Below are 23,290 nucleotides of genomic sequence, written 5' to 3' on the forward strand. Positions count from 1 at the left end.
TCACCTGGTCGAGGATCGTGCACAACGAGCCCGGCCGCATCGGGCCACGGGTTCATTCACCGCGTCCGCCCCAGGGCGGACGTCGCCTCGCGGGTCAACCGTCAGGCCGGTTCCGGGTGGATCGGCCCTGCCGTGGTCATCAGCCGCTCCCCCCTGCCGCCCCAGCGCAACGAGATGATCTCCGCCGCGATCGACACCGCGGTCTCCTCCGGCGTCCGCGCGCCGAGGTCGAGGCCGATCGGCGAGGACAACGCCGACAGCTCCTGCTCGGTCATCCCCGCCTCCCGCAAGCGATCCATCCGGTCGTCGTGCGTCCGGCGGGAGCCCATCGCGCCGATGTAGCCGAGGTCGAGCCGCAACGCCACCTGGAGCACCGGCACGTCGAACTTGGGGTCGTGCGTCAGCACCGCGACCACTGTCCGCGCGTCCACCCGGCCCGCTTCGGCCTCCGCCGCCAGGTAGCGGTGCGGCCAGTCGACCACCACTTCGTCCGCTTCGGGGAACCGGCTCTTGGTGGCGAAAACCGGCCGCGCGTCGCACACCGTCACCCGGTAGCCGAGAAACGCCCCCAGCCGGGCCATCGCCGACGCGAAGTCGATCGCCCCGAAGACGAGCATCCGCGGCGGCGGCTCGAAGGAGGCCACGAACACCGCCATCCCCTCGCCCCGGCGCTGCCCGTCCGGGCCGTAGTGCATGGTCCCGGTCCGGCCGGTGGCCAGCATGCCCCGCGCGTCGTCGGTGACGGCGTCGTTCGTCCTCGACGAACCGAGGTCGCCGGACACCCGGTCCGGCCAGACGATCATGCGTTTGCCCAACCGGTCCGCGTCCGGGTGCTCGATCACCGTCGCGACCGCGACCGCCTGCTCCGAGCGGATGGACTCGGCCAACGCGGGGAAGTCGGGGAAACTGTCCTGACTGACCGGTTCGACGTAGACGTCCAGGATTCCGCCGCAGGTCAGGCCGACCGCGAAGGCGTCGTCGTCGCTGACGCCGTAGCGCTGCAGCACCGGCCTCCCCTCCGCGATCACTGTCTGGCCGAGGTCGTAGACCGCCCCTTCGACGCAGCCGCCGGAAACGCTGCCGAAAGCCTCGTCCCGTTCGGTCACCATCATGGCCGCACCGGGTGAGCGCGGAGCCGAGCTGAAAGTGGCGACAACTGTCGCCAACCCCACCGTCTCGCCTGCTTCGTAGCGCTTGACCAGTTCGTCGAGCACGTCACGCACGGCGTACCTCCACCAACAGTTCCTCCAACGTAGCCAGGCTGTGCCCGGCAAGCAGTTTCTCGATGTGCTTGTGCGCCACCACGATCCCCGACTGCACCGGGCGGTAGCCGTCGCGGCCCGCGTGCGGGTTCACCCAGAACACGGCGTGGGCCAGGCGGCGCAATCTCGCCATCTGGTCACCGAGCAGCCCTGGATCACCGCGTTCCCACCCGTCCGAGAACACCACGACGACCGCCTGCCGTGCCACACCGCGTTGGCCCCAACGGTCGAGGAAGGCGCGTAGCCCCTCACCGAGCCGGGTACCGCCCGCGAAGTCGGGCACCGCACGGGACGCCGCGGCCAGCGCGATCTCGGGATCACGCTGGCGCAGCTGACGTGAGACGCGGGTGAGCCGCGTGCCCATCGTGAACACCTCGGCACGAGTCCGCCGCGCGACCGCGTGCGCGAACCGCAGCAGTGCGTCGGCGTACGGGCTCATCGAGCCGGAGACGTCCACGAGCAGTACAACCGGCCGAGGCCGCTTTCCCTTCCTTCGATAGCGCAATCTGATCGGTTCGCCGGTCGCCCGCATCTCCCGCAACGTACGGCGCGGGTCGAGTTCTCCCCTGCGATGCGGTTGTTTCCGGTACGCGGAACGCAGGGGTGGATCTGGTCTCAGCATGTCGATCAGTTCACGCAGATGCGCCCGCTCCGCCGCGCTCAGATCGCTGATGTCGCGGTGGCGCAGCACTTCCGTGTCGCTCGCGGCCACACCGAGCTCGTCCGGCTCGGCACCGGAGCCGCTGTTCTGCTGCGCGGGGAGCATCGCCGCGATCACGCTCGGTCGTGGCTTCGCCGTGGTGTCGCGTGGTTTCTTCCCAGGAGACCGGCCCGTGAACCACGCCTGGAACGCCTCGTCGTAGCGCGGCAGGTCGTCGGGTTCGCCGCAGAGCGTCACGCGGCCCGCCCAGTACAGCTGGTCGGGGACGGTGAGATCGACGTGGTCCACCGCTGCCAGATATGCCTGGACCCGCTCCGGCTCGCACGCCAGTCCCGCCGCCCGCAGCGCCGCCGCGAACCCGACCAGCCCCGGCACCGGGTCCATGCTTCACCCAGCCAGCAACGAATCGAGGTCCACCCGCACACGGTCCGCGTCCTCGCGGTACTTCAGCACAGCCCCCAGCGTGACCGCCGCCGTCTCCGCGTCGAGTTCCGTCCGGCCCAACGCCAACAACGCCTCGGCCCAGTCGATGGTCTCCGCGACACCCGGCGGCTTGAGCAACTCGGCCGCCCTGAGCAGCCGCACCGCGTTCGCCACCTGCGCGGCGAGCCGGTCGGAGACGCCAGGCAGACGTCGTTTGAGGATCCGCACCTCACGGGCGAGATCGGGGTGTTCGAGCCAGTGGTAGAGACAGCGCCGCTTCAACGCGTCGTGCACCTCGCGGGTCCGGTTCGACGTGAGGACCACCAGCGGCGGCACCTCCGCGCGGACCTCCCCGAGCTCCGGCAGGGTCACGGCGTTCTCACTGAGCACTTCGAGCAGGAACGCCTCGAACTCGTCGTCCGCGCGGTCGATCTCGTCGACCAGGAGCACACACGGCGCTTCACGCAGCGCCCGCAACAACGGCCGCGCCAGCAGGAACCGTTCGGTGTAGAGCGACTGCTCGGCCGCTTCGGCGTCCACCTCGCCCTTCGACGCCGCCTCCAACGCCCGCAGGTGCAGCAACTGGCGGGGGAAGTCCCAGTCGTACAGCGCCTGGGTCGCGTCGATCCCCTCGTGGCACTGCAGCCGGATCAGCGGAACCCCGAGTGCCCGCGCCAGCGACGTCGCCAAGGAGGTCTTGCCCGTGCCCGGCTCGCCCTCGCAGAACAGCGGCCGGTGCATCCGCAGGGCCAGGAACGCGGCCGTGGCCAGGCCGTCGTCGGCCAGGTAGCCGACGTCGTCGAGTGCTTCGGCCAGGTCCCGAGGGGCGGGCACGGAGATCCAGGTCACTCACCGAGGGTAGGTCAGGGTCGGCGGATCCGGGCACAACCAGGGCCGAACCCCGATGTCGGCACGCGAGGCGGACTCGCATCCTGGACGCATGGCGAACGAGATCTACACCCGCAAGCTCCACCGCAGCCGCACCGACCGCATGGTCGCCGGTGTGTGTGGCGGGTGGGCACACGTTCTCGGGGTGGACACCGCCCTGCTCCGCATCCTGCTCGTCGCGGCGACCATCCTCGGCTTCGGCACCGGCGCGGTGCTGTACCTGATCTGCTGGGTGCTGATGCCGCAGGAGCCCGCCGCGGAGTGATAACACGTCGTCACGCTCCGGACGTGACGTGCGACACACCGCAGTTTTTTCTCGCTTCCCGTGTATCCAGGCAACGGTCTGCCGCTCTTGTGACAGCGAAGACCCGATCGACCTGGAGGCATGATGAGCCGACCGCACGAGCCGGAAATCGCGGTGCTCCGCGATTCGCTGGCCGCGCTCGGCCAGCCTTGGCAGGCCGGGGAAACCCGGTTGAGCCCGCTGGGAGACCGGGCACGCCGACTTCGACTCGGAGTGCCCGCACCGGCCCAGGCTGACATCGCCGCCCGCGCGGGGCTGGCCGAACGGCTCGTCGCCGAGGCGCTCGACGCCATCGGCCGCCCGGTGGTCGACGCGACCGCACCCGCGTCGACGTTGCCCAAGTCGTTCGACCTCAGGGATGTCGGCGGGCGCGACTTCGTGACCGCCGTCAGGGACCAGGGCAGTTGCGCGTCCAGCGTGGCCTTCGGCGTGCTGGCCGCGTTGGAGACCACCGCCGCGTTCACCCGCGGCGTGCCCGGTCTCGACCTGGACCTCGCCGAAGCGCACCTCTTCCACGGCCACGCCGCCGAACGCGGCTACACCAGCGAATCCGGCGCGTGGCCGGACGACCTGCTCGACGACGCGGTGCGTGTCGGCGTCACCTTCGAGGACTACTTCCCGTACCAGGACGACGGTTCCGGCGCGGCCGATCCCGACTGGCCGAACCGGCTGGCCAAGGCGGCCGGGGTGACCGACCTGACCGGCAACCCCGCCGCGATCAAGCAGCACATCTTCGGATACGGCGCCGTGGCAGCGTGTCTCACCGTCCACAGCGACTTCTTCCACTACCGCGCCGGCGTGTACAAGCCGACGACGGATCACCTGGTCGGCGGCCACTGCGTGGCGATCGTCGGCTGGGACGACGACGCGCAGTGCTGGATCGCGAAGAACTCGTGGGGCCCCGGCTGGGGCGAGAACGGCTTCTTCCGGATCGGCTACGGCGAATGCTTCATCGAGTGCTACCCCGGCAAGCGGTCGTCGGTTTTCGGTTGCACGGCAGTGCATCTGCGCGCCTGGTTGCCCGCACAGCGTGCGCTGCGACTGTTCGCCACGGCCAACGACGCCAACGGCTGGGCGTACCTGGAGAACGTCGGCTGGACGCACCTGGCCGATGGGCAGCACAGCACCACGAACAAGCTCGCGATGCTGATGAACGCCCGCGCGGGTGGCCATTCGGTCACGCCGTTCATCAACGGCAACGAACTTTCCACAGTGCAAATCGACCAGTTGATCGTCTAGAGATGCCACCGAGACGGGCCGAGGGGGGCCGCACAGCGGAGGTGGTGGCCGGCAGCTCGAGGGGGGTTGCCGGTCACCGTCTCCACACCGAGGAGAGAACACCCAATGGGACTCACCGGATTTGCCGAGGGGAAATCGGGGGCGCCGGGGGGATGGGGGCGGCGCGGGCCGGCCGGGCGGACAGCCACGGCCGGTCTGCGCCCACAAGATCCGAGTCACTCCGTCGTGGACCACACCGGGGTAGACCACTCCGGCCATCGTGTCCCCCGACCGGGCGAGTGGCGATGAACTGCCTGATCACGGTCCGTCCACAGACGCCGTTACGTTCCGGCGAGATAGTCTATTCGGGTGACTTATGTATCCAGACGGCATCTCGCCGTTCATGTACTTCACGATGGTCGCGATACTTCCGTCGCCAGCTGAAGGACGACACCCGGGATGGGGTGGGCGTGGTGACTGACGTTCGAACCGCGGAGGCGGACCCGCCATGGGAGGGTCTGCACGGCGCCGAGCGCTATGCGGCGTGCCTGCACGGCGCGAGAGCAGGCAGCCGGACCGCGCGGGCGACCCTGGTCAGGGATCTCACGCCCCTGGTCTGGCACGTCGCGCGGGGCAACGGTCTCGACCGCACCAGCGCCGAAGACGTCGTGCAGACGGTCTGGCTGGCGCTGTTCAGCCACATCAACTCACTGGCCGAGCCGAAGGCGTTGGCGAGCTGGCTGATCACCACCACCCGCAGGGAAGCACAGCGGGTGCGCACCAAGGGCGCGAACGACCTGCCGCTCACCGACGAGATGGCCGAGCAGCTGACAAGCACGCAGCCACACCCGGAAGACGAGGCACTGCGCGCGGACCGCGACACAAGGCTGTGGCGCGCGTTCAGCGAGCTGCCGGAGAAGTGCCAGGAACTGCTCAGGCTGACCGTACTCGCGGGGCGGACAGAATACCGCCTGGTAGCCGAGGCCATGCAGATGAAGCGTGGCAGCATCGGCCCGACCCGCGGCCGGTGCCTGACCACGCTGAGGGAGCTCTTGGACACCGAAGGGGGCGGCGGATGACGAAGATCGATCCGACGGGAGGTCAGGCGTATCCCGACGACGCGATCCTCGCGGACCTGGACAGAATGATCGACGAGTTCGACCCGCCCCCGGCGGGACTGGTCGAACGGATCCAGTTCGCCATCGCGCTGGAGGACCTGGACGTGGAGGTGGCCCGCTGGGTGCGGGCCGACTCACTGGCCGGGGTGCGAGGCGGCGACCAGGGCACGATCACCTTCACCGTGAGCGACCTGACCGTGATGATCAACCTGACCAGGATCGGCGAGAACAACCGCATCGACGGTTGGTTGGTGCCTGCTGGCGAGCATTCGGTGGAGGTCCGGGTGGCCGAACACGGGTCACGGGAGACCACCGCGGACGAAGGCGGCAGGTTCGTCCTGGACGGCGTCCCCCGCGGCACGACGCAGATCATCATCCAGCTCGACGGACCGCCCGCACGGACCGTGGTCACTCCCACTGTCCTGCTCTAGCAGAGACCTCGCCCCAAATCCGGACCACGAACAGTCCCCCACCCAACCCGGGGGGCGTCCCCGCTCCAGTCTATCGCCAACAGGGGCTGGTCCAAGGGGTTACCGACCGGTTGTGGACAACTGGATTTGCCGAAGGGATCGTCGACGTGAAGCGCGGAGCAACCAGTGCCTACGCGCTTTTCACGCCTTGACCAACCGGGACAGGCTTTCCGGCAGCTCCGCCGGGTGGAGGACACCGAGTCGTTGTGTCGCACGGGTCAGCGCCACGTACAGGTCGTTCGCGCCTCGGGGTGAGCCGTCGAGGATGGCGGACGGATCGACGACCAGGACCGAGTCGAACTCCAGGCCCTTCGCCTGCCACACCGTCAGCACGGACACCTGGCTCTCCAGGTCGACGTCCGGTGTGACGCCGCCGAAGCCGTCGGGAACGATCACCGCCAGTCTTCCGTCGCCGATCTCGGCGGCTTCCTTGGCGATGATCTCCGGCAGCCCTGCCTCGATGTCCGCGACCTCGCGGTGCCAGGGGTCCACGCCGGAGTCCCGGACCGATGTCGGTGCGTCCGCGTCCGGGCCGAGGACGTCCGCGGCGACGGCCATGATCTCCGACGGTGTGCGGTAGTTGACGGTCAAGTGCTCCATTCGCCAGCGGTCCTCGACGTACGGCGCCAGTACGGCGTCCCACGAGGTTGTTCCCGCTGGGTCGCCGGTCTGGGCCACGTCGCCGACGAGGGTCATGGATCGACTGGGGCATCTGCGCATCAGCACACGCCAGGCCATCGCCGACAGCTCCTGTGCCTCGTCCACGATCACGTGCCCGAAGGTCCACTCGCGGTCGTCCGCGGCTCGTTCGGCCGCTGTGCGGTGGTCGACTTCCTCGTGCCGTCCGGCCAGTCTGCCCGCGTCGATCAGGTCGGTGGCCATCAGGATCTCGGGGTCGGCTTCGTCGTGCAGGTCGAGGATGTCGAGTACGCCGCTGGCGTAGTCGATTTCCTCCTGGCGCCTGCGTTCCTCGGCCGCCTTGGCCTTCGAGTCGTCGATGCCCAGCAGCTCAGCGGCCTCGTCGAGCAGTGCCGCGTCCGCCACCGTCCAGCCGCCTGGTTGTCTTTCCAGTTCGGGGAAGCCGGGCGCCGCGGACGCCAGCAGGTCCGGCGAGGCGAACAGGTCCTCCAGCAGTTCCTGCGGGGTCAGGATCGGCCAGAGCCAGTCGATCGCCTCCTGCACCTCGGCCGACTCGCGCAGCTCGCGCTTGATCTCCTCGATGTCGGCGTCCTCGAGCAAGTTCGCGCCGCCCAACGGGTCCGAGCCGATCCGCTCGGCGTACTGGCGGGCGAGCGCGTCGAGGATCGTCGGCACGATCAACGGTTTGGCCTTGTTGTGCACGCGCCGCGAGCGCCGCGCGACGGCACGGGCCTGGACGCAGGTCTTCTTGTCCAGCTTGAGGATCTCGCGTTCGAACTCGATCTCGATGTGCTCGTCGGGCACGCGCTGGCGGTCGCGCACGGCCGCTTTGAGCACGTCGACCATCCCGACGCGGCCCTTGATCTCGGCGATGTGCACGGGTTCCGTGCGCGACGGTTCGACGCCGGGGAACAGTTCGCCCACTGTGGACAGCAGGACACCGGTCTCACCGAGCGACGGCAGCACCTGGCCGATGTAGCGCAGGAATGTGGCGTTCGGGCCGACGACGAGCACACCGCGCCGGGACAACTGCTCGCGGTACGTGTACATCAGGTAGGCCGCGCGGTGCAGCGCGACCGCTGTCTTCCCCGTCCCCGGTCCGCCTTGCACGACAAGGACTCCGTTCAGGCCGGACCGGATGATCTTGTCCTGTTCCGCCTGGATGGTCTGCACGATGTCGTTCATCCGGCCGGTGCGGTTGGCGTTCACGGCGGCGAGCAGCGCCGCCTCGCCGGTCAGTCCTTCGTGCCGGGTCGGGTCGGCGGCGTCGAGGTCGAGCACCTCGTCGTCGATCGCGGTGACCTTGCGCATGCTGGTGCGGATGTGCCTGCGGCGGCGCACGCCGTCCGGCGCCGCGGCGGTCGCGAGGTAGAACGGCCGGGCGGCGGGGGCACGCCAGTCCATCAGCAGCGGCTCGTAGTCGGCGTCCTCGTCGAATATGCCGATCCGGCCGATGTGCTGGTGTGTTTCGTCGTCGAAATCGAGACGACCGAAGCACAGTCCGTTCTCGACCGAGTTGTACTGCGCCAGTTGCTGCGAGTACATGACGTTCGCGGCTTCCCGCTCGGTGCGCGCCTGCGGGGTGCCGCTGGAATCCTTGAGCACCTTGGCCAACTGCTCGGCGGTCCGCGCACGCAGATCGTCGAGACGGCCGTACAGCATCGAGACGACCTGTTGTTCCAGCTCGATTTCCCCGCTTGACAAACCGCATTCCTTTCGCTATTGTCACGCTATAGCTGAAAACGCTGGCGTGTTTCTGTGTGCCCGCGAACATTCACAATAGCAGTCACTATGGGGGATCGCACTAAGCTCCTCCCATGGAAGACGCTCCCCTGGAAGATGAAGGGCCTTCGCCCAATACCGGTGCCGCGCGGCTGGTCGTCCTGCTGTGCGCGTTCGGACTGGCCACAGTCGGTGCGTTCAGCGCTTTCTTCGCCACCGAGATCCTGGCCGCCGTGCTCGGCGCATCCTCCCGCCCCAGCACGGGCGCGTTGATCCTGTGCGCACTCGTACCGATCGTGGCGGCGGTGGGCGCGGTCCTCGTTTCCATACGTGTCAAGGCAATGGGCAAAGTCCTCGCGCTGGGCTGCGGCACGCTGATCCTCGGCGCGATGGCGACGACGCTGCTGATGGTGATCATCGCCGCGTGATCGTCACGGCTTGAGACCACGCAATGCCGTGTCCACGACCTGATCGACGTACTCATGCGTCAACGGACCGGTGCGCTGGAGCCACCGGTTGAGGATCGGCCCGAACAACAAGTCGATCGCCACGTCGAGATCGACGTCCTCGGCCACCTGCCCGGCGCGCTGCGCCGCGCGGAGGCGGTCGCGCTTCAACTCCCGCATCGGCTCGTCCAGCCGCTGCGCGTAGTCCGCCGCCAGTGCGGGGTCGTGAACGATCTCGGTGTGCAGCGCCCGCATGGGCAGGTCGTAGCTCGGCTCCCGTAGTTCGTCCACAGTGGCCCGTAGCACCAGCTTCATGTCGGCGGCCAGGTCACCCGTGTCGGGCAACACCCCCTCCTGCTCGTCGGTGGTGAGCGAGAGGAAGGCGTCGAAGAGGATCGACCCCTTCGACGGCCACCAGCGGTAGATCGTCTGCTTGCCGACGCCCGCGGCTGTGGCGATGCCCTCGATCGTGAGCTTCGCGTAGCCGACTTTGCCCACCAGGTCGAGCGCGGCGGTGAGGATGGCTCGCCGCGCGGTCTCGCTGCGGCGACTGGCATCAGGGGTGGCCTTCTGTGACACGCCTCGCACCCTAGCACGCGACGAGACGAGACGTTCCGTCTTGACAGGCGCGGTCGGCCATGTACAGTTCACCCCGTGAACGAGACGGAACGGTTCGTCTCGCCAGTGAAGGGACCACGAATGACCTCAGGTGCTACCGAATCCCGCGTCTGGTTCATCACCGGTGCGAGCCGCGGTCTCGGCCGAGCCTTCACCGACGCCGCACTGGCGGCCGGTGACAAGGTTGTCGGCGCCGCACGGGACGTCTCACCGCTCGGCGACCTCGTCGAGCAGCACCCGGACCGCGTGCTGGCGCTGAGCGTCGACGTGACGGACCGCTCGGCCGTCTTCGAAGCCGTCGGCAAAGCCGCACAGCACTTCGGCAGGCTCGATATCGTCGTGAACAACGCCGGGGCGCTGTTCGCCGGAATGGTCGAGGAGTTCACCGAAGAACAGGCCCGCGCCCAGTTCGACCTCAACTTCTTCGGCGCGCTCTGGGTCAACCAGGCCGTCATGCCGCAGCTGCGCAGCCAGGGCAGCGGGCACATCGTGCAGATCTCCAGCATCGGCGCGCTCGGTGCCTTCCCCAGCACCGGGCTGTACAGCGCCAGCAAGTTCGCGCTGGAGGGCATGAGCGAGGCACTGGCGGCCGAGGCGGCTCAGTTCGGCGCGAAGCTCACGATCGTCCAACCGGGCGGCTACTGGACGGACCTCTACACCAACACCACGGCGACCACCCCGAACCCGGTCTACGACTCGCTGCGCGAGGAACTGGCCAAGCAGTGGGCGGAGGGATCGATCGACAGCGAGCCCCGACTGGCCGCGGAAGCGTTGATGAAGCTCGTCGACAGCGACAACCCACCGCTGCGGCTGCTGCTCGGCAACATGGTCTACGACCTCGCGTTCGACATCTCCCAGCAGCGCATGAACACGTGGTCCGGCTGGGAAGAGGTCAGCCGCGCGGCCGAAAAGGCCGTTCCCGCACCGAACTGACGACGTCAGTGTGCTCCGCGGTCACACCGCTCGCGTGACGGATACGACGCCGGCAACCGAGGCGGGAGTGAGGTTGCCGCCAGTACTTCGACCGATGCGGGTACTGATGGCCGCGCTCGTAGTTTTCCGACCAGCAACGCCGCCGTGGTGGCGGCGGGGTCCGAGAGGAGTGACGACGAGATGAGCGGAACCACGAACCTGGGCCAGGACGCCGAACTGGCCGCGTTGGACCGGCTGGTCGGTACGTGGCAGGTCACCGGCGGCGCCGAGGGCACGGTCACCTACCGATGGTTGGCAGGCGGCCACTTCCTGATCCAGGACGTCGACCTCGAGCAGTACGGCGAGCGGATCACGGGCATCGAGGTGATCGGCCGGGAACGCCCGTTCGGCGCCGAACAGGCGAGCGAGGACATCAAAAGCCGCTTCTACGGCAACAAGGGCGACACGCTGGACTACGTCTACGAACTGGACGGCGACGTCCTGACCATCTGGGGCGGGGAGAAGGGCTCACCCGCCTACATGCGGTCGACGTTCAACGACACCGGTGACGTCCTCGCCGGAGCGTGGGTCTATCCGGGCGGCGGTGGCTACGAAACCACGAGCACCCGGATCACGCCGAAGGACGCGAACAGCTGACAACCCCGACCTGGTCAGCAGTCAGCGCACTCCGGCGATCGCGTTGTGCGGCTCTGCTCGTGGTGCCGAACAGAACAGAAGGAGAACCACATGTCCGAAACCGGTTCCGATCGGACGGGCCGCAGGGTGGGGGCCGAGGTCGCCGTGTCGATGGACGGATACAGCAGCACCGGTCCTGAAGACGACATGAGCTGGGCGATGGACCACATCTCGAGCGGGCAGAGCGAGATCCACTACGAGGGGATCTGGCGAGGGGTGAGCACCGCGGTCCTCGGCAGGACGAACTGGGAGGGTTTCACGTCCGTGTGGCCGGCGATCACGAGCGATCCGACCAGTTCGGCCCGGACTCGTGAGCTCGGCACCTGGCTGGCCACAGTCGAGAAGGTCGTCTTCTCCACGACTCTGCGGCAGGAGGACCTGGAGAAGTCGGAATGGACCAACGCTCGGGTCTCGGCGGACGTCGTGTCAGAGGTCGGCGCACTCAAGAACCGACCGGGTCGGGACATCCTCGTGCTCAACAGCGCGAGCATCATCCAAACCCTGCTGCGGGCAGACCTGATCGACGACCTCTACCTGACCGTGGTGCCGTCGACCCTGGGCAGCGGGCGCCGAGTACTCCCTGACGACTACGCGTCCACATGGCAACTGGCCGGCGCCACGACGTTTCCGTCATCTGGAGCGGTCGCGCTGCACTACCGGCGTCCTTGAAAGGGGAACCCGCGCCGATGAAGGTTGTTACTGTTCACGGGTGATCTTCGGGCGGTCGGCGCAACGGGCTCGGATCGACGGCCTGCTTGCCGCCGCCCGAAGCGGAACCGGCGGGGCACTGGTGATCCGTGGCGAGGCGGGGATCGGCAAGACCGCTCTGGTCGACCACGCCGCTGCGAGCAGCGCCGGCCTGAGGGTGCTGCGCGGAGTGGGGATCGAGTCGGAGGTCGAGGTTCCGTTCGCCGGGCTGCACCTGTTGCTGCACCCGTACTTGGACAACGTCGACGCGCTGCCGAGGCCGCAGGGCACGGCGTTGCGGGCCGCCTTCGGGCTCGTCGACGCCGGCACCGTCGAGCGGTTCCTGATCGGCGCAGCCACTCTGTCGCTGCTGTCCGAACTGGCCGGTGACGGGCCACTGGTCTGCCTGATCGACGACGCCCAGTGGTTCGACCGGGCATCCGCGGACGCTCTGCTGTTCGCCGCCAGGCGGCTGCGGCAGGAGCCGGTGGCGATGCTGTTCGCCGTCCGGGACGGGACGGGGAGTTTCCCGGCCGAGGGCATCGACACGGTCGTACTGCCCGCCCTGGACCGCGACAGCGCCATCGCCATGCTCAACGAGCACGCGTGCGGCCTGGCCAGCGCCACCAGGGCCCGGATCCTCGCTGAGGCGAGGGGCAACCCGCTGGCCATCATCGAGTTCACCACGGCACTCACCGACCGGCGCCACGGCGGCGAACACGGGGGCGAACACGGCTGGTCCTTGCCCGTGGCGCCGCTCCCGGTCGCCACACAGGTACAGGAAGCCTTCCGGGCTCGCATCGGTGAGCTGCCCGAGCCGACACAGCGGCTGCTGGTGCTGGTCGCGGCCGACGACACCGCAGACCTCACTGTGCTGTTGAGCGCCGCGCAACGCCTCGGGCTGACCGCCGCGGACCTGGAACCGGCCGAGAAGTCGTCCCTGCTCACCCTGTCGGCCCACACAGTCGCGTTCCGGCACCCGTTGATCCGGGCCGCCGCCCATCAAGGCGCTCCGCGCGGCTGGCAACTCGCCGCGCACCAGGCGCTGGCCGACAGCTTGACCAGCGACCAGTACGCCGACCGTCGCGCATGGCACCTGGCTGCCGCCGCCACGGCACCGGACGAACACGCGGCGTACGCGCTCGAACAGGCCGCTCTGCGGGCGGGGCAGCGGGGCGGGGCGGCTGCCGTCGCGATCGCGCTCGAACGCGCCGCCCAACTCAGCGCCGACCCGGACGTGCGGGCACGGCGGCAGGTGGACGCCGCCAGAGCCGCCTACAACGTCAGCTGGCTCGACCGGGCCGCCGCACTCGCCTCGGCCGCCGCCGACGTCAGCGCCGACGCGTCCTTACAGGCGGAAGCCGCGTGGATCCGGGCGCAGGTGGCGTACGAACGCGACACCCCTGCGGCAGCCGCCGCGCTGATGCTGGACGGCACCGCTCCCATTGTCGGTACCCACCCCGAACAGGCCGTGTCCATCCTCACCGACGCGATCGGGTGCGCCAAAGACGCCTGCGCACACCCCCTGATTGACCAGGCCGCACAACTACTCGCAACGGTGTCGCTACCACCACGCTCCGCGTTGCGGCCAGTGGTCGACGGCATGCTCGGATTGGGCGACTTGTTCGCGGGCGACACCCGATCGGCCGTTACCAGAATGCGAAAGCTGGTGGAGACCGCCAGGGGCGGACACGTCCACGGCATGGTCGAACGGCTTCTCGCCGGATACCTGGCCCTCATCGTCGCCGACGACCAAGCCGCGACCGACGTGCTCGGCGCACTGGCCGCCGACGCCCGCCACCAGGGCGCGCTGGGCTGGCTGCCCTACGCCCTGGAGCCGCTGGCCATCGCCCAACTGCTTCGCGGCCGATTCCGCGACGCGGGGACCACCGTGGCCGAGGCCATGGCGGTGTCCGCCGATCTCGGTCAGGAAACCCAGGCCCTGATCATGACCGCCATCCCCGCCTGGCTGGCCGCGGTCGCGGGCGACGCGGGCACCTGCCGTTCGCACGCCGAGATCATGCTCGGCAACGAGGCAAGGCACCCCACCAACGCCGCCATGGCCACCTGGGCGCTCGGCCTGCTCGATCTCGGCCGCGGCCAGTTCGACACGGCGACCGACTCCTTCGAGGCGGTGTGCGCCGGCCCGGCCCGGCGGGACTTCCTCATCCGGGCCGTCCCGGACCACGTGGAAGCCGCGGTGCGCAGCGGCCAGATGGCCCGAGCCGAGCGGCACGTGCCCGCACTGGACAACTGGGCCGAGCACACCGGTCAGCCACACGCGGTCGCGCTGGCCCGCCGCTGCCACGCACTGCTCGCCACCGGTCCCGATGCCCGAACGCACTACGAGGCCGCGTTGCGGCTGCACCAGGGGACCGACCGGCCCTACGACCACGCCCGAACCGCTCTGCTCTACGGCGAATGGTTACGCCGCCAGCGCCACCGAACCGACGCGCGCGCTCACCTGACCGACGCGCTGACCGGATTCGAACGGCTCGGCGCCCACGACTGGGCCGCGCGAGCCCGGACCGAACTGGCCGCCCTCGGCGACCGGCCGGTCGCCAGGGAACACGACCGCGATCCCGCCGCCCGGCTCACCCCACAGGAACTCCAGGTCGTCCGGCTGGCGGCCGAGGGGCTCAGCAACCGCGACATCGCCGCGCAGCTGTTCCTCAGCCCCCGCACCGTCGGACACCACCTCTACCGCGCCTACCCCAAACTCGGCGTCACCAAGAGGACGGAGCTCGCCCGGTTCACCCTGTGACCGGTCCTTGCGGGACTTCCGGTACCGAAAAGCCCGGTACCGAAAAGCCCGGTACTGAAAGCACTGCGCCCCAGGGAGAAGAACTCCCTGGGGCGCGGTATGTGTCTACCCTGCTACCTACCTCGCGGTGGTGGACTCGATCAGAAGTCCATGCCGCCGGTCGGGTCGCCACCGGCCGGGGCCGCAGCGGCCTTCTCCGGCTTGTCGGCCACGACGGCCTCGGTGGTCAGGAACAGCGCCGCGATCGAAGCCGCGTTCTGCAGCGCCGACCGGGTCACCTTGGCCGGGTCGAGGATGCCCGCGTCGATCAGGTTGCGGTACTCGCCGGTGGCGGCGTCCAGGCCCTCGCCCTGCTTGAGGCCCTTGACCTTCTCCACCACGACGCCGCCTTCGAGGCCGGCGTTGACGGCGATCTGCTTCAGCGGCGCCTCGACGGCGACCTTGACGATGTTGGCACCGGTGGCCTCGTCGCCCGTCAGCTTCAGACCGGCGAACGCCTCCTGGGCGGCCTGCAGCAGAGCCACGCCACCACCGGCGACGATGCCCTCCTCCACGGCGGCCTTGGCGTTGCGCACAGCGTCCTCGATGCGGTGCTTGCGCTCCTTGAGCTCGACCTCGGTGGCCGCGCCCGCCTTGATCACCGCGACACCGCCGGCCAGCTTGGCCAGGCGCTCCTGCAGCTTCTCGCGGTCGTAGTCCGAGTCGCTCTTCTCGATCTCCGCACGGATCTGGTTGACGCGGCCCTGGATCTGCTCGGCGTCACCCGCACCCTCGACGATCGTGGTCTCGTCCTTGGTCACGACGACCTTGCGGGCCTTGCCCAGCAGCGTGATGTCGGCGTTGTCCAGCTTGAGGCCCACGTCCTCGCTGATGACCTGGCCGCCGGTCAGGGTGGCCATGTCCTGCAGCATCGCCTTGCGGCGGTCACCGAAGCCCGGTGCCTTGACGGCGACGGACTTGAAGGTGCCGCGGATCTTGTTCACGACCAGGGTCGCCAGGGCCTCGCCCTCGACGTCCTCGGCGATGATCAGCAGCGGCTTGCCGCCCTGCATGACCTTCTCCAGCAGCGGGAGCAGGTCCTTGACGTTCGAGATCTTCGAACCGAACAGCAGGATGTACGGGTCCTCGAGGACCGCTTCCTGACGCTCGGGGTCGGTCACGAAGTAACCGGAGATGAAGCCCTTGTCGAAGCGCATACCTTCGGTGAGCTCCAGCTCGAGCCCGAGGGTGTTGCTCTCCTCGACGGTGATGACGCCTTCCTTGCCGACCTTGTCCAGCGCCTCGGCGATCAGCTCGCCGATCGTGGTGTCGGCGGCGGAGATGGAGGCCGTGGCAGCGATCTGCTCCTTGGTCTCGATCTCCTTGGCGACCTTGTGCAGCTGCTCGGTGATGGCCTCGACGGCCTGCTCGATGCCGCGCTTGAGCGACAGCGGGTCCGCACCGGCGGCCACGTTGCGCAGGCCCTCGCGCACGAGCGCCTGGGCGAGCACGGTCGCGGTCGTCGTGCCGTCACCGGCTACGTCGTCGGTCTTCTTGGCGACCTCTTTGACGAGCTCGGCCCCGATCTTCTCCCACGGGTCCTCGAGCTCGATCTCCTTGGCGATGGAGACGCCGTCGTTGGTGATGGTCGGCGCGCCCCACTTCTTCTCGAGCACGACGTTCCGGCCCCTCGGGCCGAGCGTCACCTTGACGGCGTCGGCGAGGGTGTTCAGGCCGCGCTCGAGTCCGCGGCGCGCGTCCTCGTCAAACGCGATCAGTTTGGCCATTGCGGTGTGTCCTCCGCCTGCTTGCTTACGTTGGGGGTCGTGAGGCGCAGCCTCACGACAACACTGCTCAGCCAGGTGTGGCGCCCGCGACGGACGACCGAGAGTGTCCCGGTCTCACCATCCCGACTAGCACTCAACTCTAGCGAGTGCTAACACGTGTTTAGCACTCTCCCCCGGCGAGTGCAAGAAACGCAGGTCAGCCGGTCGGGATACCGGTGAGTGTCGGCAGCGTCCGCCGGGTCGTCACCACGCCGCTCTGCGACCGCTTGGTCGTGGACGACGGGTTCTCACCGACCGGGATCTGCGGCTTGGACGTGGTGTCGTCCTGGCCACCGCCACCACCGCCGCTGCTGCTGTTGCTCGTGAGCAGGAAGACCACCAGCACCACGACGGCGATCGCGACGAGACCGACGAGCACCGGCACCAGCCACCGCTTGCCGCCCCTGTCGGAGGTGAACGCCGACGAGCCGACCGGTGTCGGCGGGCGCACCCGGTGGAAGTCCCCGGGCGGCTGCGGGGGCTGCTGCTGAGGTGGCTGTTGTGGCTGGGGCTGCTGGGTGGGCCGGTAGGCCTGCTGCTGGGGCGGTGGCACGGGCTGCGCCGTCGCCGGGCGCGGCGGCTCGGTCCGCGGCGCCTGCTGGAGCGCCTGGCGCGCCGCGCCGATCAGCGCCTTGCAGTCGGGGTAGCGGACCTTCGGGTCCTTGGCCATGCCACGGCGGATCACCTCGTCGACCGGCTTGGGCAGCGCGACGATGCCGGTGACCGCGGGCGGGTCGAGGTTGAGGTGTCCCTGGATGACCTCGGGGACCTTGCCCTGGTACGGCGGCCGCCCGGTCAGGCAGGCGAACAGCACGCAAGCCAGCGAGTACGCGTCGGTGCGCCCGTCGACCGGCTCACCACGCAGGTGCTCCGGCGCGGCGTACGTCGGCGAGCCGAGGAAATCGCCGCTGCGGGTCCGGTGGCCGGTGGCGCCGCGCCTGGTCAGGCCGAAGTCGGCGAGGTAGACGTGCTCGGTCGAGGTCTCCCTGCTGGTCACCAGCACGTTCGCCGGTTTGACGTCCAGGTGCACCAGGCCGCGGTCGTGCAGCGTGTCCAGCGCCTCGGCGACCTGCCCGAGCAGCGAGAGCGTGCGCTCCGGGCTGATCGGGCCGTCACGGATGATGCTGGCCAGGTCGGAGCCGTCGACCAGTCGCATGGCGATGTAGAGCAGGCCGTCGACCTCACCGAAGTCGTACAGCGGCACGACGTTGGCGTGGTCGATCGCGGAGGTGTTTCTCGCCTCGTCGACGAACCGCTCGCGGAACTCCGCGTCCTCACCCAGGTGCTCGCCGATGACCTTCAGAGCCACCTTGCGACCGAGCCGGACGTCGGTGGCCTTGTACATCACGCTCATGCCGCCACGGCCAAGCACACCGTCGATCCGGTAATGCCCTAGGCGACGCCCGGTGAGGTCCTCCGACACGCAGCGCAGCCTAACGTCCGCCCGGACGCGCACGTGGGCGTATCCGGGATTTGTTACGTGAGGGCCGCGATCATGCTCTGCGGTTTGCGCGTCTGGGTGAGCACCTGGCCCGGACCGGCGAAGTCGAGCAGCAACCCCTCACCCGTGCGCATCGACTGCGGCATCGACTGGCTGGCCGCGCGCAACCGGGTCTGGGTGCCCTCGGTGTAGGCGACCAGGCAGGCCGGTGTGACGGTGATCGCGGCGCCCGGTTCCAGGTTGACCACGTCCAACGCGCCGCACGAGGCGAGCACCACGGAGCCCTGGCCGGAGACGTGCTCGAGGAAGCCCGTGTCGGCGCCGAACATCGGCCGGAAGGCCTGCCAGGCCGAGTCGTACCGGATCGTGCTCGAGGCGGCCAGCGAGACACCACGGGTCACGCACCAGCCCGTGATGCCCTCGAGCTCGAGCGTGTACACCTCGCCCGGTAACGCGGGAGCCACGTCCACCCACCCGCCTTCCGGCGGCGCGGTGAACAACGCCGGGTGCGCGCGCTTGCCACGGGCACCGCCCTTCGGCCGGACGTCGATCTGCACGCCGTAGCTCGCCGAGAGCATCAGGTCGTAGTCGGCCTGGATCGCCTCGCCGGGCGCGAGCAGCAGCCTGGCCACGCCGTACGCAGGGGTGTGTCGGGTCCGGACCTGCAACGTTCCCCTCCGAAGATCAGCGTGCCTCGCATCACGAGTCTGGCACGTCACGCAGTCGTCACTATGTCGTTGCTGTCCGCCACGGTGCAGGATGCATGCGTGCCGAACACAGCGACCAGATTCCGCAGCGTCGATTCATACCGTGCGACCATCCACGCACTGGTGGCCGACCTGCCGATCGAGCGACTTCCGGTGGCGGACTGCCTCGGACTCGTCCTCGCCGAGGATGTGACGGCACCCATCGCGTTGCCGCCGTTCGACAACTCCGCCATGGACGGGTACGCCGTGCGTTCCGTCGACGTGGTCGGCGCGAGTGAGGAACACCCCGTCGAGTTGCCCGTGCCCGAGGACATCCCGGCCGGACGGACCGACGTCGTGCCGTTGCTGCCCGGTACCGCGCACCGGATCATGACCGGCGCGCCCGTGCCGCCCGGCGCGGACTCGGTCGTCAAGGTCGAGTTGACGGACTCCGGTGTGCAGCGGGTGCGCATCTTCGCGCCCGTCAGCGTCGGCACCCACCTGCGCCGGACGGGCGAGGACGTGCGGGAGGGCACGACGGTCCTGACCAGGGGAGCCGTCCTCGCGCCTCCTCAGCTCGGGTTCCTGGCGGCGCTCGGGTTGTCCCACCTGCCCGTACGCCGACGCCCGCGTGTGCTGATCCTGTCCACCGGCACGGAACTGGTGCAGCCGGGAACGCCGCTGGTGCCGGGGCAGATCTACGAGTCCAACAGCGTGCACATCGCCGCGGCCGTGCAGGAGATCGGTGGCGTCGCCCACGTCCTGCGGTCGGTCCCCGACGACGTCAACGCCCTCTACGAGGCGCTGAAGCCGCATCTGGACGACCACGACCTGCTCATCACCACCGGTGGCGTGAGCGCGGGCGCCTACGAGGTGGTCAAGGACGCTCTGGCGGGCGAGGGCGTCGAGTTCCTCAAGGTCGCCGTGCAGCCCGGTGGGCCGCAGGGATTCGGCACTTACATGGGGTTGCCCGTTGTCACACTGCCCGGCAACCCGGTCAGCGCGGCGCTGTCGTTCGAGCTTTTCGTACGCCCCGCGTTGCTGCGCGCGATGGGGCGTCCGGACACGGACCGGCCGCGCATCCGGGCGAAGGCCAGCAGCGAGATGACGTCCCCTGCGGGCAAGAAGCAGTACCGCCGGGGCTTCTACGACGCGGGATCCGTGCGGGCAGTGCCGGTCGGCGGCCCGGGGTCGCACCTGCTCATGGCCTTCGCACAGGCCAACTGCCTGATCGAGGTGCCGGAGGACGTCACAGTGGTGGCCGCGGGCGAGGAAGTCGAACTGCTCGTGCTCACCCAGTGACAGGACGCATACGAAGAGCATTTTGATCCCACCTTCACGCGCCCTAAACTGGGTCGACCGGGTAATTCATGTGGATGAACCGACAGATGCCGGTGCATCGTCGGGGGATGCATCGGCACCTGGTCGCACCAAGTCGGGCAGACTTGGGAGCACACATCACCCGTCGTGATCAGGAAAAGGCCGCAGTGACTTCTTCCCCGCAACGTCCCGTCGCCCATTTCGTCGAGCTGGCGCGCGGGATCGTGCCACCCATGAACCCGGCCGGCCGCCCGTTCGTGCTCGCCGCCGCCGCGCTCACCCTCGTGCTGCGCAAGGTCTGGCGGCCGCTCGGTGTCGTCGGCGCGGTGCTCACCGGCTGGACGGCGTGGTTCTTCCGCGAGCCCAAGCGGGTCACGCCGAGCCGCTCCGGCCTGGCCGTCGCCCCCGCCGACGGCACGGTCTCGCAGGTGTCCGAGGTCGTCGCGCCACCGGAGCTCGGCCTCGGCGACGCGCCGATGCTGCGGGTGAGCGTGTTCCTCTCGGTGTTCGACGTGCACGTCCAGCGCGTGCCCGCGTCCGGCGAGGTGCTGCGCAAGATCTACCACCCCGGCAAGTTCCTCTCGGCTGACCTGGACAAGGCCAGCGAGGAGAACGAGCGCAACACGGTGCTGCTGCGCACCGAGGACGGTCATCAGCTGGTCGTCGTGCAGATCGCGGGTCTGGTGGCCCGGCGGATCGTGTGCCACATCGACGAGGGCGACAAGGTCGCGGCCGGTGCCACGTACGGCCTGATCCGGTTCGGTTCCCGTGTGGACACCTACGTACCGCTCGGCAGCCGGGTGCTGGTCGAGCCGGGCCAGCGGACGATCGGTGGCGAGACCGTCATCGCCGAACTGGGAGGCTGAGCCAGATGGCGGCGCGTACCGCCCCCGGAGTTCGACTACTGCCCAACGCGATCACCGTCCTCGCCATGTGCGCGGGCTTGTCCGCCGTTCAGTTCGCGTTGAACGGCAACTACGAGGCCGTGCTCGCCTCGATCTTCGCCGCGGCCATTCTGGACAGCCTGGACGGCCGGATCGCCAGGCTGCTGGACGCGACCACCAAGATGGGCGCGGAGCTGGACTCGCTCTCCGACGCGATCGCGTTCGGCGTGGCGCCCGCTCTCGTGCTGTACCAATGGAAACTCGGCGAGGGCGGCGACCGCCTCGGGTGGATCTTCGCGTTGGTGTTCGCGGTCTGCATGATCCTTCGCCTGGCGCGCTTCAACACGCTGCTCGACGACGGCAACCAGCCGCCGTACGCCAAGGAGTTCTTCGTCGGCGTGCCCGCGCCCGCGGGGGGCATGCTCGCGTTGCTGCCGATGATCGTGTGGCTGGAGTTCGACCGCGCCGACGGCTGGTGGACCGACCAGGTCGTGGTGATGGTGTGGACAGTCGCCGTGGCCGCGCTGCTGATCAGCAGGATCCCCACGCTGTCGGTGAAGACCGTGCGGGTGCCGCCGCGGATGGTCGTGCCGGTCCTGGTCAGCGTCACGGCGCTGGCCGCGGCCGTTGTCACGTACCCGATCGCGGCGCTGGGCATCTTCCTGATCGTCTACTTGCTGCACATCCCGTACGCGGTGCGCCGCAAGCACTGGCTGGCCAACCACCCCGAGGCGTGGGACGTGCCGCCGCGTGAGCGCAGGGCGATCCGCAGCCAGGCACGCAGGCTGGGTCTGCGGCCGCCGCTGCGCCGCCGTGTGGCCGGGGTTGCCCGCCGTGTCCGGATGGGTGGCCGCAGGGCGGGCGAGAACGAGCGGTTGCACCCGGGCTGGCAGTCGTACCAGCAGCCCGAGCAGCAGCCACGCGTGCTCAGCCCGGCACCGAAACGGCGCAGCTGGCGCCGGATCGGGCTGCGCCGTCAGCCGCGTCCGCCGCGCGACCGCTGATTTCGACTTGCCGGTTTCGATTTGCCGATTTCGATTTGCACCGTCCCGCATGATCGGGACATGCGGTCGTTTGACGAACTGGTAGCCGAGGCGGACGCCGAGCCGACCGAGGGCTGGGACTTCTCGTGGTTCGAAGGCCGGGCGACCGAAGCCCGGCCTTCGTGGGGCTACCAGCGGTCCATGGGCGAGCGGATGGCCGTCGCGAGTGCGGCGTTGGACATCCAGACCGGCGGTGGTGAAGTCCTCGCCGGTGTCGCCAAGCGCCCACCCGTGTGCGTTGCCACCGAAGCGTGGCCGCCCAATGTGGCCAAGGCGACGGCGTTGCTCCACCCGTTGGGCACGGCCGTGGTCGCCGACCCCGAGGAGCCGCCGCTGCCCTTCGCGGACGGCGCGTTCGACCTCGTGGTGAGCAGGCACCCGGTGCGGCCGTACTTCGGCGAGATCGCGCGGGTGCTGCGGCCCGGCGGCACGTACTTCGCCCAGCACGTCGGCCCGGCCAGCGTGTTCGAACTGGTCGAGTACTTCCTCGGCCCGTTGCCGGACGAGACGCGCAACGGCCGTCATCCGGATTCGGAACGCGCCGACGCCGAGGCGGCCGGGCTGGCGGTCGTCGACGTGCGCACCGAGCGGCTGCGGATGGAGTTCTTCGATGTCGGTGCGGTCGTGTACTTCCTGCGCAAGGTGATCTGGATGGTTCCGGGCTTCACCTCAGCCGCGTACCTGCCGCGGTTGCGTGAGCTGCATGAGCGGATCGCCGCCGACGGCCCGTTCGTCGCGCACAGCAGCCGGACGTTGTTCGAGGCCCGCAAGGCCTGATCGGTTGCCGTGGTGCGGACCACTCGTTCGCACGTTGGCATTTACATAAGTGCGTGATACAACTTTTGTGTGACTCTTCCTGCCGCCGAACTGGTCACGGCGATCGAAAGCGTGACCCGGCTGATGAAGCAGCTCAGCCAGGGCACGGGCATGTCGCTCACGGCAGCCGGGGTGCTGTCCACCCTCGACCGGCTGGGGCCGCACCGGCTGACCGAGCTCGCCGCGTCGGAGAACGTGTCCCAGCCCGCGATGACCCAGCTGATCTCGCGGCTCGGTGACGCCGGGCTCGTCGAGCGCGTCGCCGACGACGCCGACCGCCGCGCCGTCCAGCTGCACATCACCGACGCCGGACGCGCCCAGCTCGCCTATCGCCGACGGGTCAAGACCGAGCGACTGGAAGAGCTGTTGAGCGGGCTCGACCCGAAACACCACGAAGCGTTGACCGCCGCGATCCCCGCGATCAACGCACTGACCGACCAAGCGGGGGCCCTGTCATGAATTCCGGC

Annotated in this window: 22 protein-coding genes; 14 read left to right on the top strand and 8 right to left on the bottom strand. The window is 69.2% G+C overall.

Features of this window, described 5'->3' with window-relative positions; all coding sequences use genetic code 11:
* Nucleotides 1-101: 101 nt before the first annotated feature.
* The 3 genes from ALI144C_RS28635 to ALI144C_RS28645 are packed head-to-tail and all read right to left on the bottom strand — an operon-like array spanning nucleotide 102 to nucleotide 3,195.
* Nucleotides 102-1,223 carry an XdhC family protein gene (locus tag ALI144C_RS28635; protein WP_076990278.1) on the bottom strand — a complete coding sequence of 374 codons (1,122 nt, stop codon included), beginning with the start codon at nucleotides 1,221-1,223 and terminating at the stop codon, nucleotides 102-104.
* Complete coding sequence (locus ALI144C_RS28640; protein ID WP_076990279.1) at nucleotides 1,216-2,307, bottom strand: vWA domain-containing protein; 1,092 nt, start codon at nucleotides 2,305-2,307, stop codon at nucleotides 1,216-1,218. The genes ALI144C_RS28635 and ALI144C_RS28640 overlap by 8 nt, the downstream gene beginning before the upstream one ends.
* Nucleotides 2,308-2,310: 3 nt before the next feature.
* Nucleotides 2,311-3,195 carry an AAA family ATPase gene (locus ALI144C_RS28645; protein WP_441297578.1) on the bottom strand — a complete coding sequence of 295 codons (885 nt, stop codon included), beginning with the start codon at nucleotides 3,193-3,195 and terminating at the stop codon, nucleotides 2,311-2,313.
* A 91-nt stretch (nucleotides 3,196-3,286) separates the two neighbouring features.
* Between ALI144C_RS28645 and ALI144C_RS28650 the strand changes: the two genes are divergently transcribed.
* The 4 genes from ALI144C_RS28650 (at nucleotide 3,287) to ALI144C_RS28665 (ending at nucleotide 6,305) form a co-directional block, all read left to right on the top strand.
* Nucleotides 3,287-3,499: a PspC domain-containing protein gene (locus ALI144C_RS28650; RefSeq protein WP_076990280.1), complete on the top strand. Its 213-nt coding sequence runs from the start codon at nucleotides 3,287-3,289 to the stop codon at nucleotides 3,497-3,499.
* A 123-nt stretch (nucleotides 3,500-3,622) separates the two neighbouring features.
* On the top strand, nucleotides 3,623-4,777 hold the full coding sequence (locus tag ALI144C_RS28655) for a C1 family peptidase (protein ID WP_076990518.1): 1,155 nt from the start codon (nucleotides 3,623-3,625) through the stop codon (nucleotides 4,775-4,777).
* A gap of 452 nt (nucleotides 4,778-5,229) precedes the next feature.
* Nucleotides 5,230-5,835, top strand: a complete 606-nt coding sequence (locus ALI144C_RS28660; RefSeq protein WP_076990519.1) for an RNA polymerase sigma factor — start codon at nucleotides 5,230-5,232, stop codon at nucleotides 5,833-5,835.
* Nucleotides 5,832-6,305, top strand: coding sequence for a hypothetical protein (locus tag ALI144C_RS28665; protein WP_076990281.1), 474 nt, complete (start codon nucleotides 5,832-5,834; stop codon nucleotides 6,303-6,305). Before ALI144C_RS28660 ends, ALI144C_RS28665 begins: the two co-directional genes overlap by 4 nt.
* A 180-nt stretch (nucleotides 6,306-6,485) precedes the next feature.
* Here the strand turns inward: ALI144C_RS28665 and ALI144C_RS28670 are convergent, their stop codons facing one another.
* Nucleotides 6,486-8,645, bottom strand: a complete 2,160-nt coding sequence (locus ALI144C_RS28670; protein WP_083753502.1) for a HelD family protein — start codon at nucleotides 8,643-8,645, stop codon at nucleotides 6,486-6,488.
* A gap of 155 nt (nucleotides 8,646-8,800) precedes the next feature.
* Between ALI144C_RS28670 and ALI144C_RS28675 the strand changes: the two genes are divergently transcribed.
* Nucleotides 8,801-9,133, top strand: coding sequence for a hypothetical protein (locus ALI144C_RS28675; protein ID WP_076990283.1), 333 nt, complete (start codon nucleotides 8,801-8,803; stop codon nucleotides 9,131-9,133).
* Nucleotides 9,134-9,136: 3 nt separating this feature from the next.
* Here the strand turns inward: ALI144C_RS28675 and ALI144C_RS28680 are convergent, their stop codons facing one another.
* Nucleotides 9,137-9,730 carry a TetR/AcrR family transcriptional regulator gene (locus tag ALI144C_RS28680; RefSeq protein WP_076990284.1) on the bottom strand — a complete coding sequence of 198 codons (594 nt, stop codon included), beginning with the start codon at nucleotides 9,728-9,730 and terminating at the stop codon, nucleotides 9,137-9,139.
* Between the two features lie 120 nt (nucleotides 9,731-9,850).
* On the opposite strand from ALI144C_RS28680, the gene ALI144C_RS28685 reads away from it, so the two are divergent.
* From ALI144C_RS28685 to ALI144C_RS28700, 4 genes are all read left to right on the top strand, one after another.
* Nucleotides 9,851-10,702 (top strand): SDR family oxidoreductase, encoded by an 852-nt coding sequence (locus ALI144C_RS28685; protein WP_076990285.1) that lies wholly within the window; start codon nucleotides 9,851-9,853, stop codon nucleotides 10,700-10,702.
* Between the two features lie 180 nt (nucleotides 10,703-10,882).
* On the top strand, nucleotides 10,883-11,338 hold the full coding sequence (locus ALI144C_RS28690; protein ID WP_076990286.1) for a hypothetical protein: 456 nt from the start codon (nucleotides 10,883-10,885) through the stop codon (nucleotides 11,336-11,338).
* Between the two features lie 90 nt (nucleotides 11,339-11,428).
* The gene (locus tag ALI144C_RS28695) at nucleotides 11,429-12,046 is read left to right on the top strand and encodes a dihydrofolate reductase family protein (RefSeq protein WP_076990287.1); all 618 of its coding nucleotides are present in this window, start codon (nucleotides 11,429-11,431) and stop codon (nucleotides 12,044-12,046) included.
* 40 nt (nucleotides 12,047-12,086) lie between these two features.
* Complete coding sequence (locus tag ALI144C_RS28700) at nucleotides 12,087-14,828, top strand: helix-turn-helix transcriptional regulator (protein ID WP_076990288.1); 2,742 nt, start codon at nucleotides 12,087-12,089, stop codon at nucleotides 14,826-14,828.
* A gap of 140 nt (nucleotides 14,829-14,968) precedes the next feature.
* Here the strand turns inward: ALI144C_RS28700 and groL are convergent, their stop codons facing one another.
* The 3 genes from groL to ALI144C_RS28715 all read right to left on the bottom strand — a co-directional run bounded on the left by groL (nucleotide 14,969) and on the right by ALI144C_RS28715 (nucleotide 18,742).
* On the bottom strand, nucleotides 14,969-16,594 hold the full coding sequence (groL, locus tag ALI144C_RS28705; protein WP_076990289.1) for a chaperonin GroEL: 1,626 nt from the start codon (nucleotides 16,592-16,594) through the stop codon (nucleotides 14,969-14,971).
* A 196-nt stretch (nucleotides 16,595-16,790) separates the two neighbouring features.
* Nucleotides 16,791-18,056: a serine/threonine-protein kinase gene (locus ALI144C_RS28710; protein ID WP_083753462.1), complete on the bottom strand. Its 1,266-nt coding sequence runs from the start codon at nucleotides 18,054-18,056 to the stop codon at nucleotides 16,791-16,793.
* A gap of 53 nt (nucleotides 18,057-18,109) precedes the next feature.
* Entirely contained in the window at nucleotides 18,110-18,742 is a 633-nt protein-coding gene (locus tag ALI144C_RS28715; RefSeq protein ID WP_076990291.1) for an AIM24 family protein, read from the bottom strand.
* Between the two features lie 99 nt (nucleotides 18,743-18,841).
* Between ALI144C_RS28715 and moeA the strand changes: the two genes are divergently transcribed.
* From moeA to ALI144C_RS28740, 5 genes are all read left to right on the top strand, one after another.
* Entirely contained in the window at nucleotides 18,842-20,062 is a 1,221-nt protein-coding gene (gene moeA, locus ALI144C_RS28720) for a molybdopterin molybdotransferase MoeA (RefSeq protein WP_076990520.1), read from the top strand.
* Between the two features lie 107 nt (nucleotides 20,063-20,169).
* Nucleotides 20,170-20,946, top strand: coding sequence for a phosphatidylserine decarboxylase (locus ALI144C_RS28725; protein ID WP_083753464.1), 777 nt, complete (start codon nucleotides 20,170-20,172; stop codon nucleotides 20,944-20,946).
* Nucleotides 20,947-20,951: 5 nt separating this feature from the next.
* Nucleotides 20,952-21,968, top strand: a complete 1,017-nt coding sequence (gene pssA / locus ALI144C_RS28730; RefSeq protein ID WP_076990293.1) for a CDP-diacylglycerol--serine O-phosphatidyltransferase — start codon at nucleotides 20,952-20,954, stop codon at nucleotides 21,966-21,968.
* Nucleotides 21,969-22,028: 60 nt separating this feature from the next.
* On the top strand, nucleotides 22,029-22,784 hold the full coding sequence (locus tag ALI144C_RS28735; RefSeq protein ID WP_076990294.1) for a class I SAM-dependent methyltransferase: 756 nt from the start codon (nucleotides 22,029-22,031) through the stop codon (nucleotides 22,782-22,784).
* A 69-nt stretch (nucleotides 22,785-22,853) separates the two neighbouring features.
* Entirely contained in the window at nucleotides 22,854-23,282 is a 429-nt protein-coding gene (locus ALI144C_RS28740) for a MarR family winged helix-turn-helix transcriptional regulator (protein WP_202819079.1), read from the top strand.
* Nucleotides 23,283-23,290: the final 8 nt, after the last annotated feature.

The sequence above is a fragment of the Actinosynnema sp. ALI-1.44 genome, from assembly GCF_001984155.1.
Lineage (GTDB): Bacteria > Actinomycetota > Actinomycetes > Mycobacteriales > Pseudonocardiaceae > Kibdelosporangium.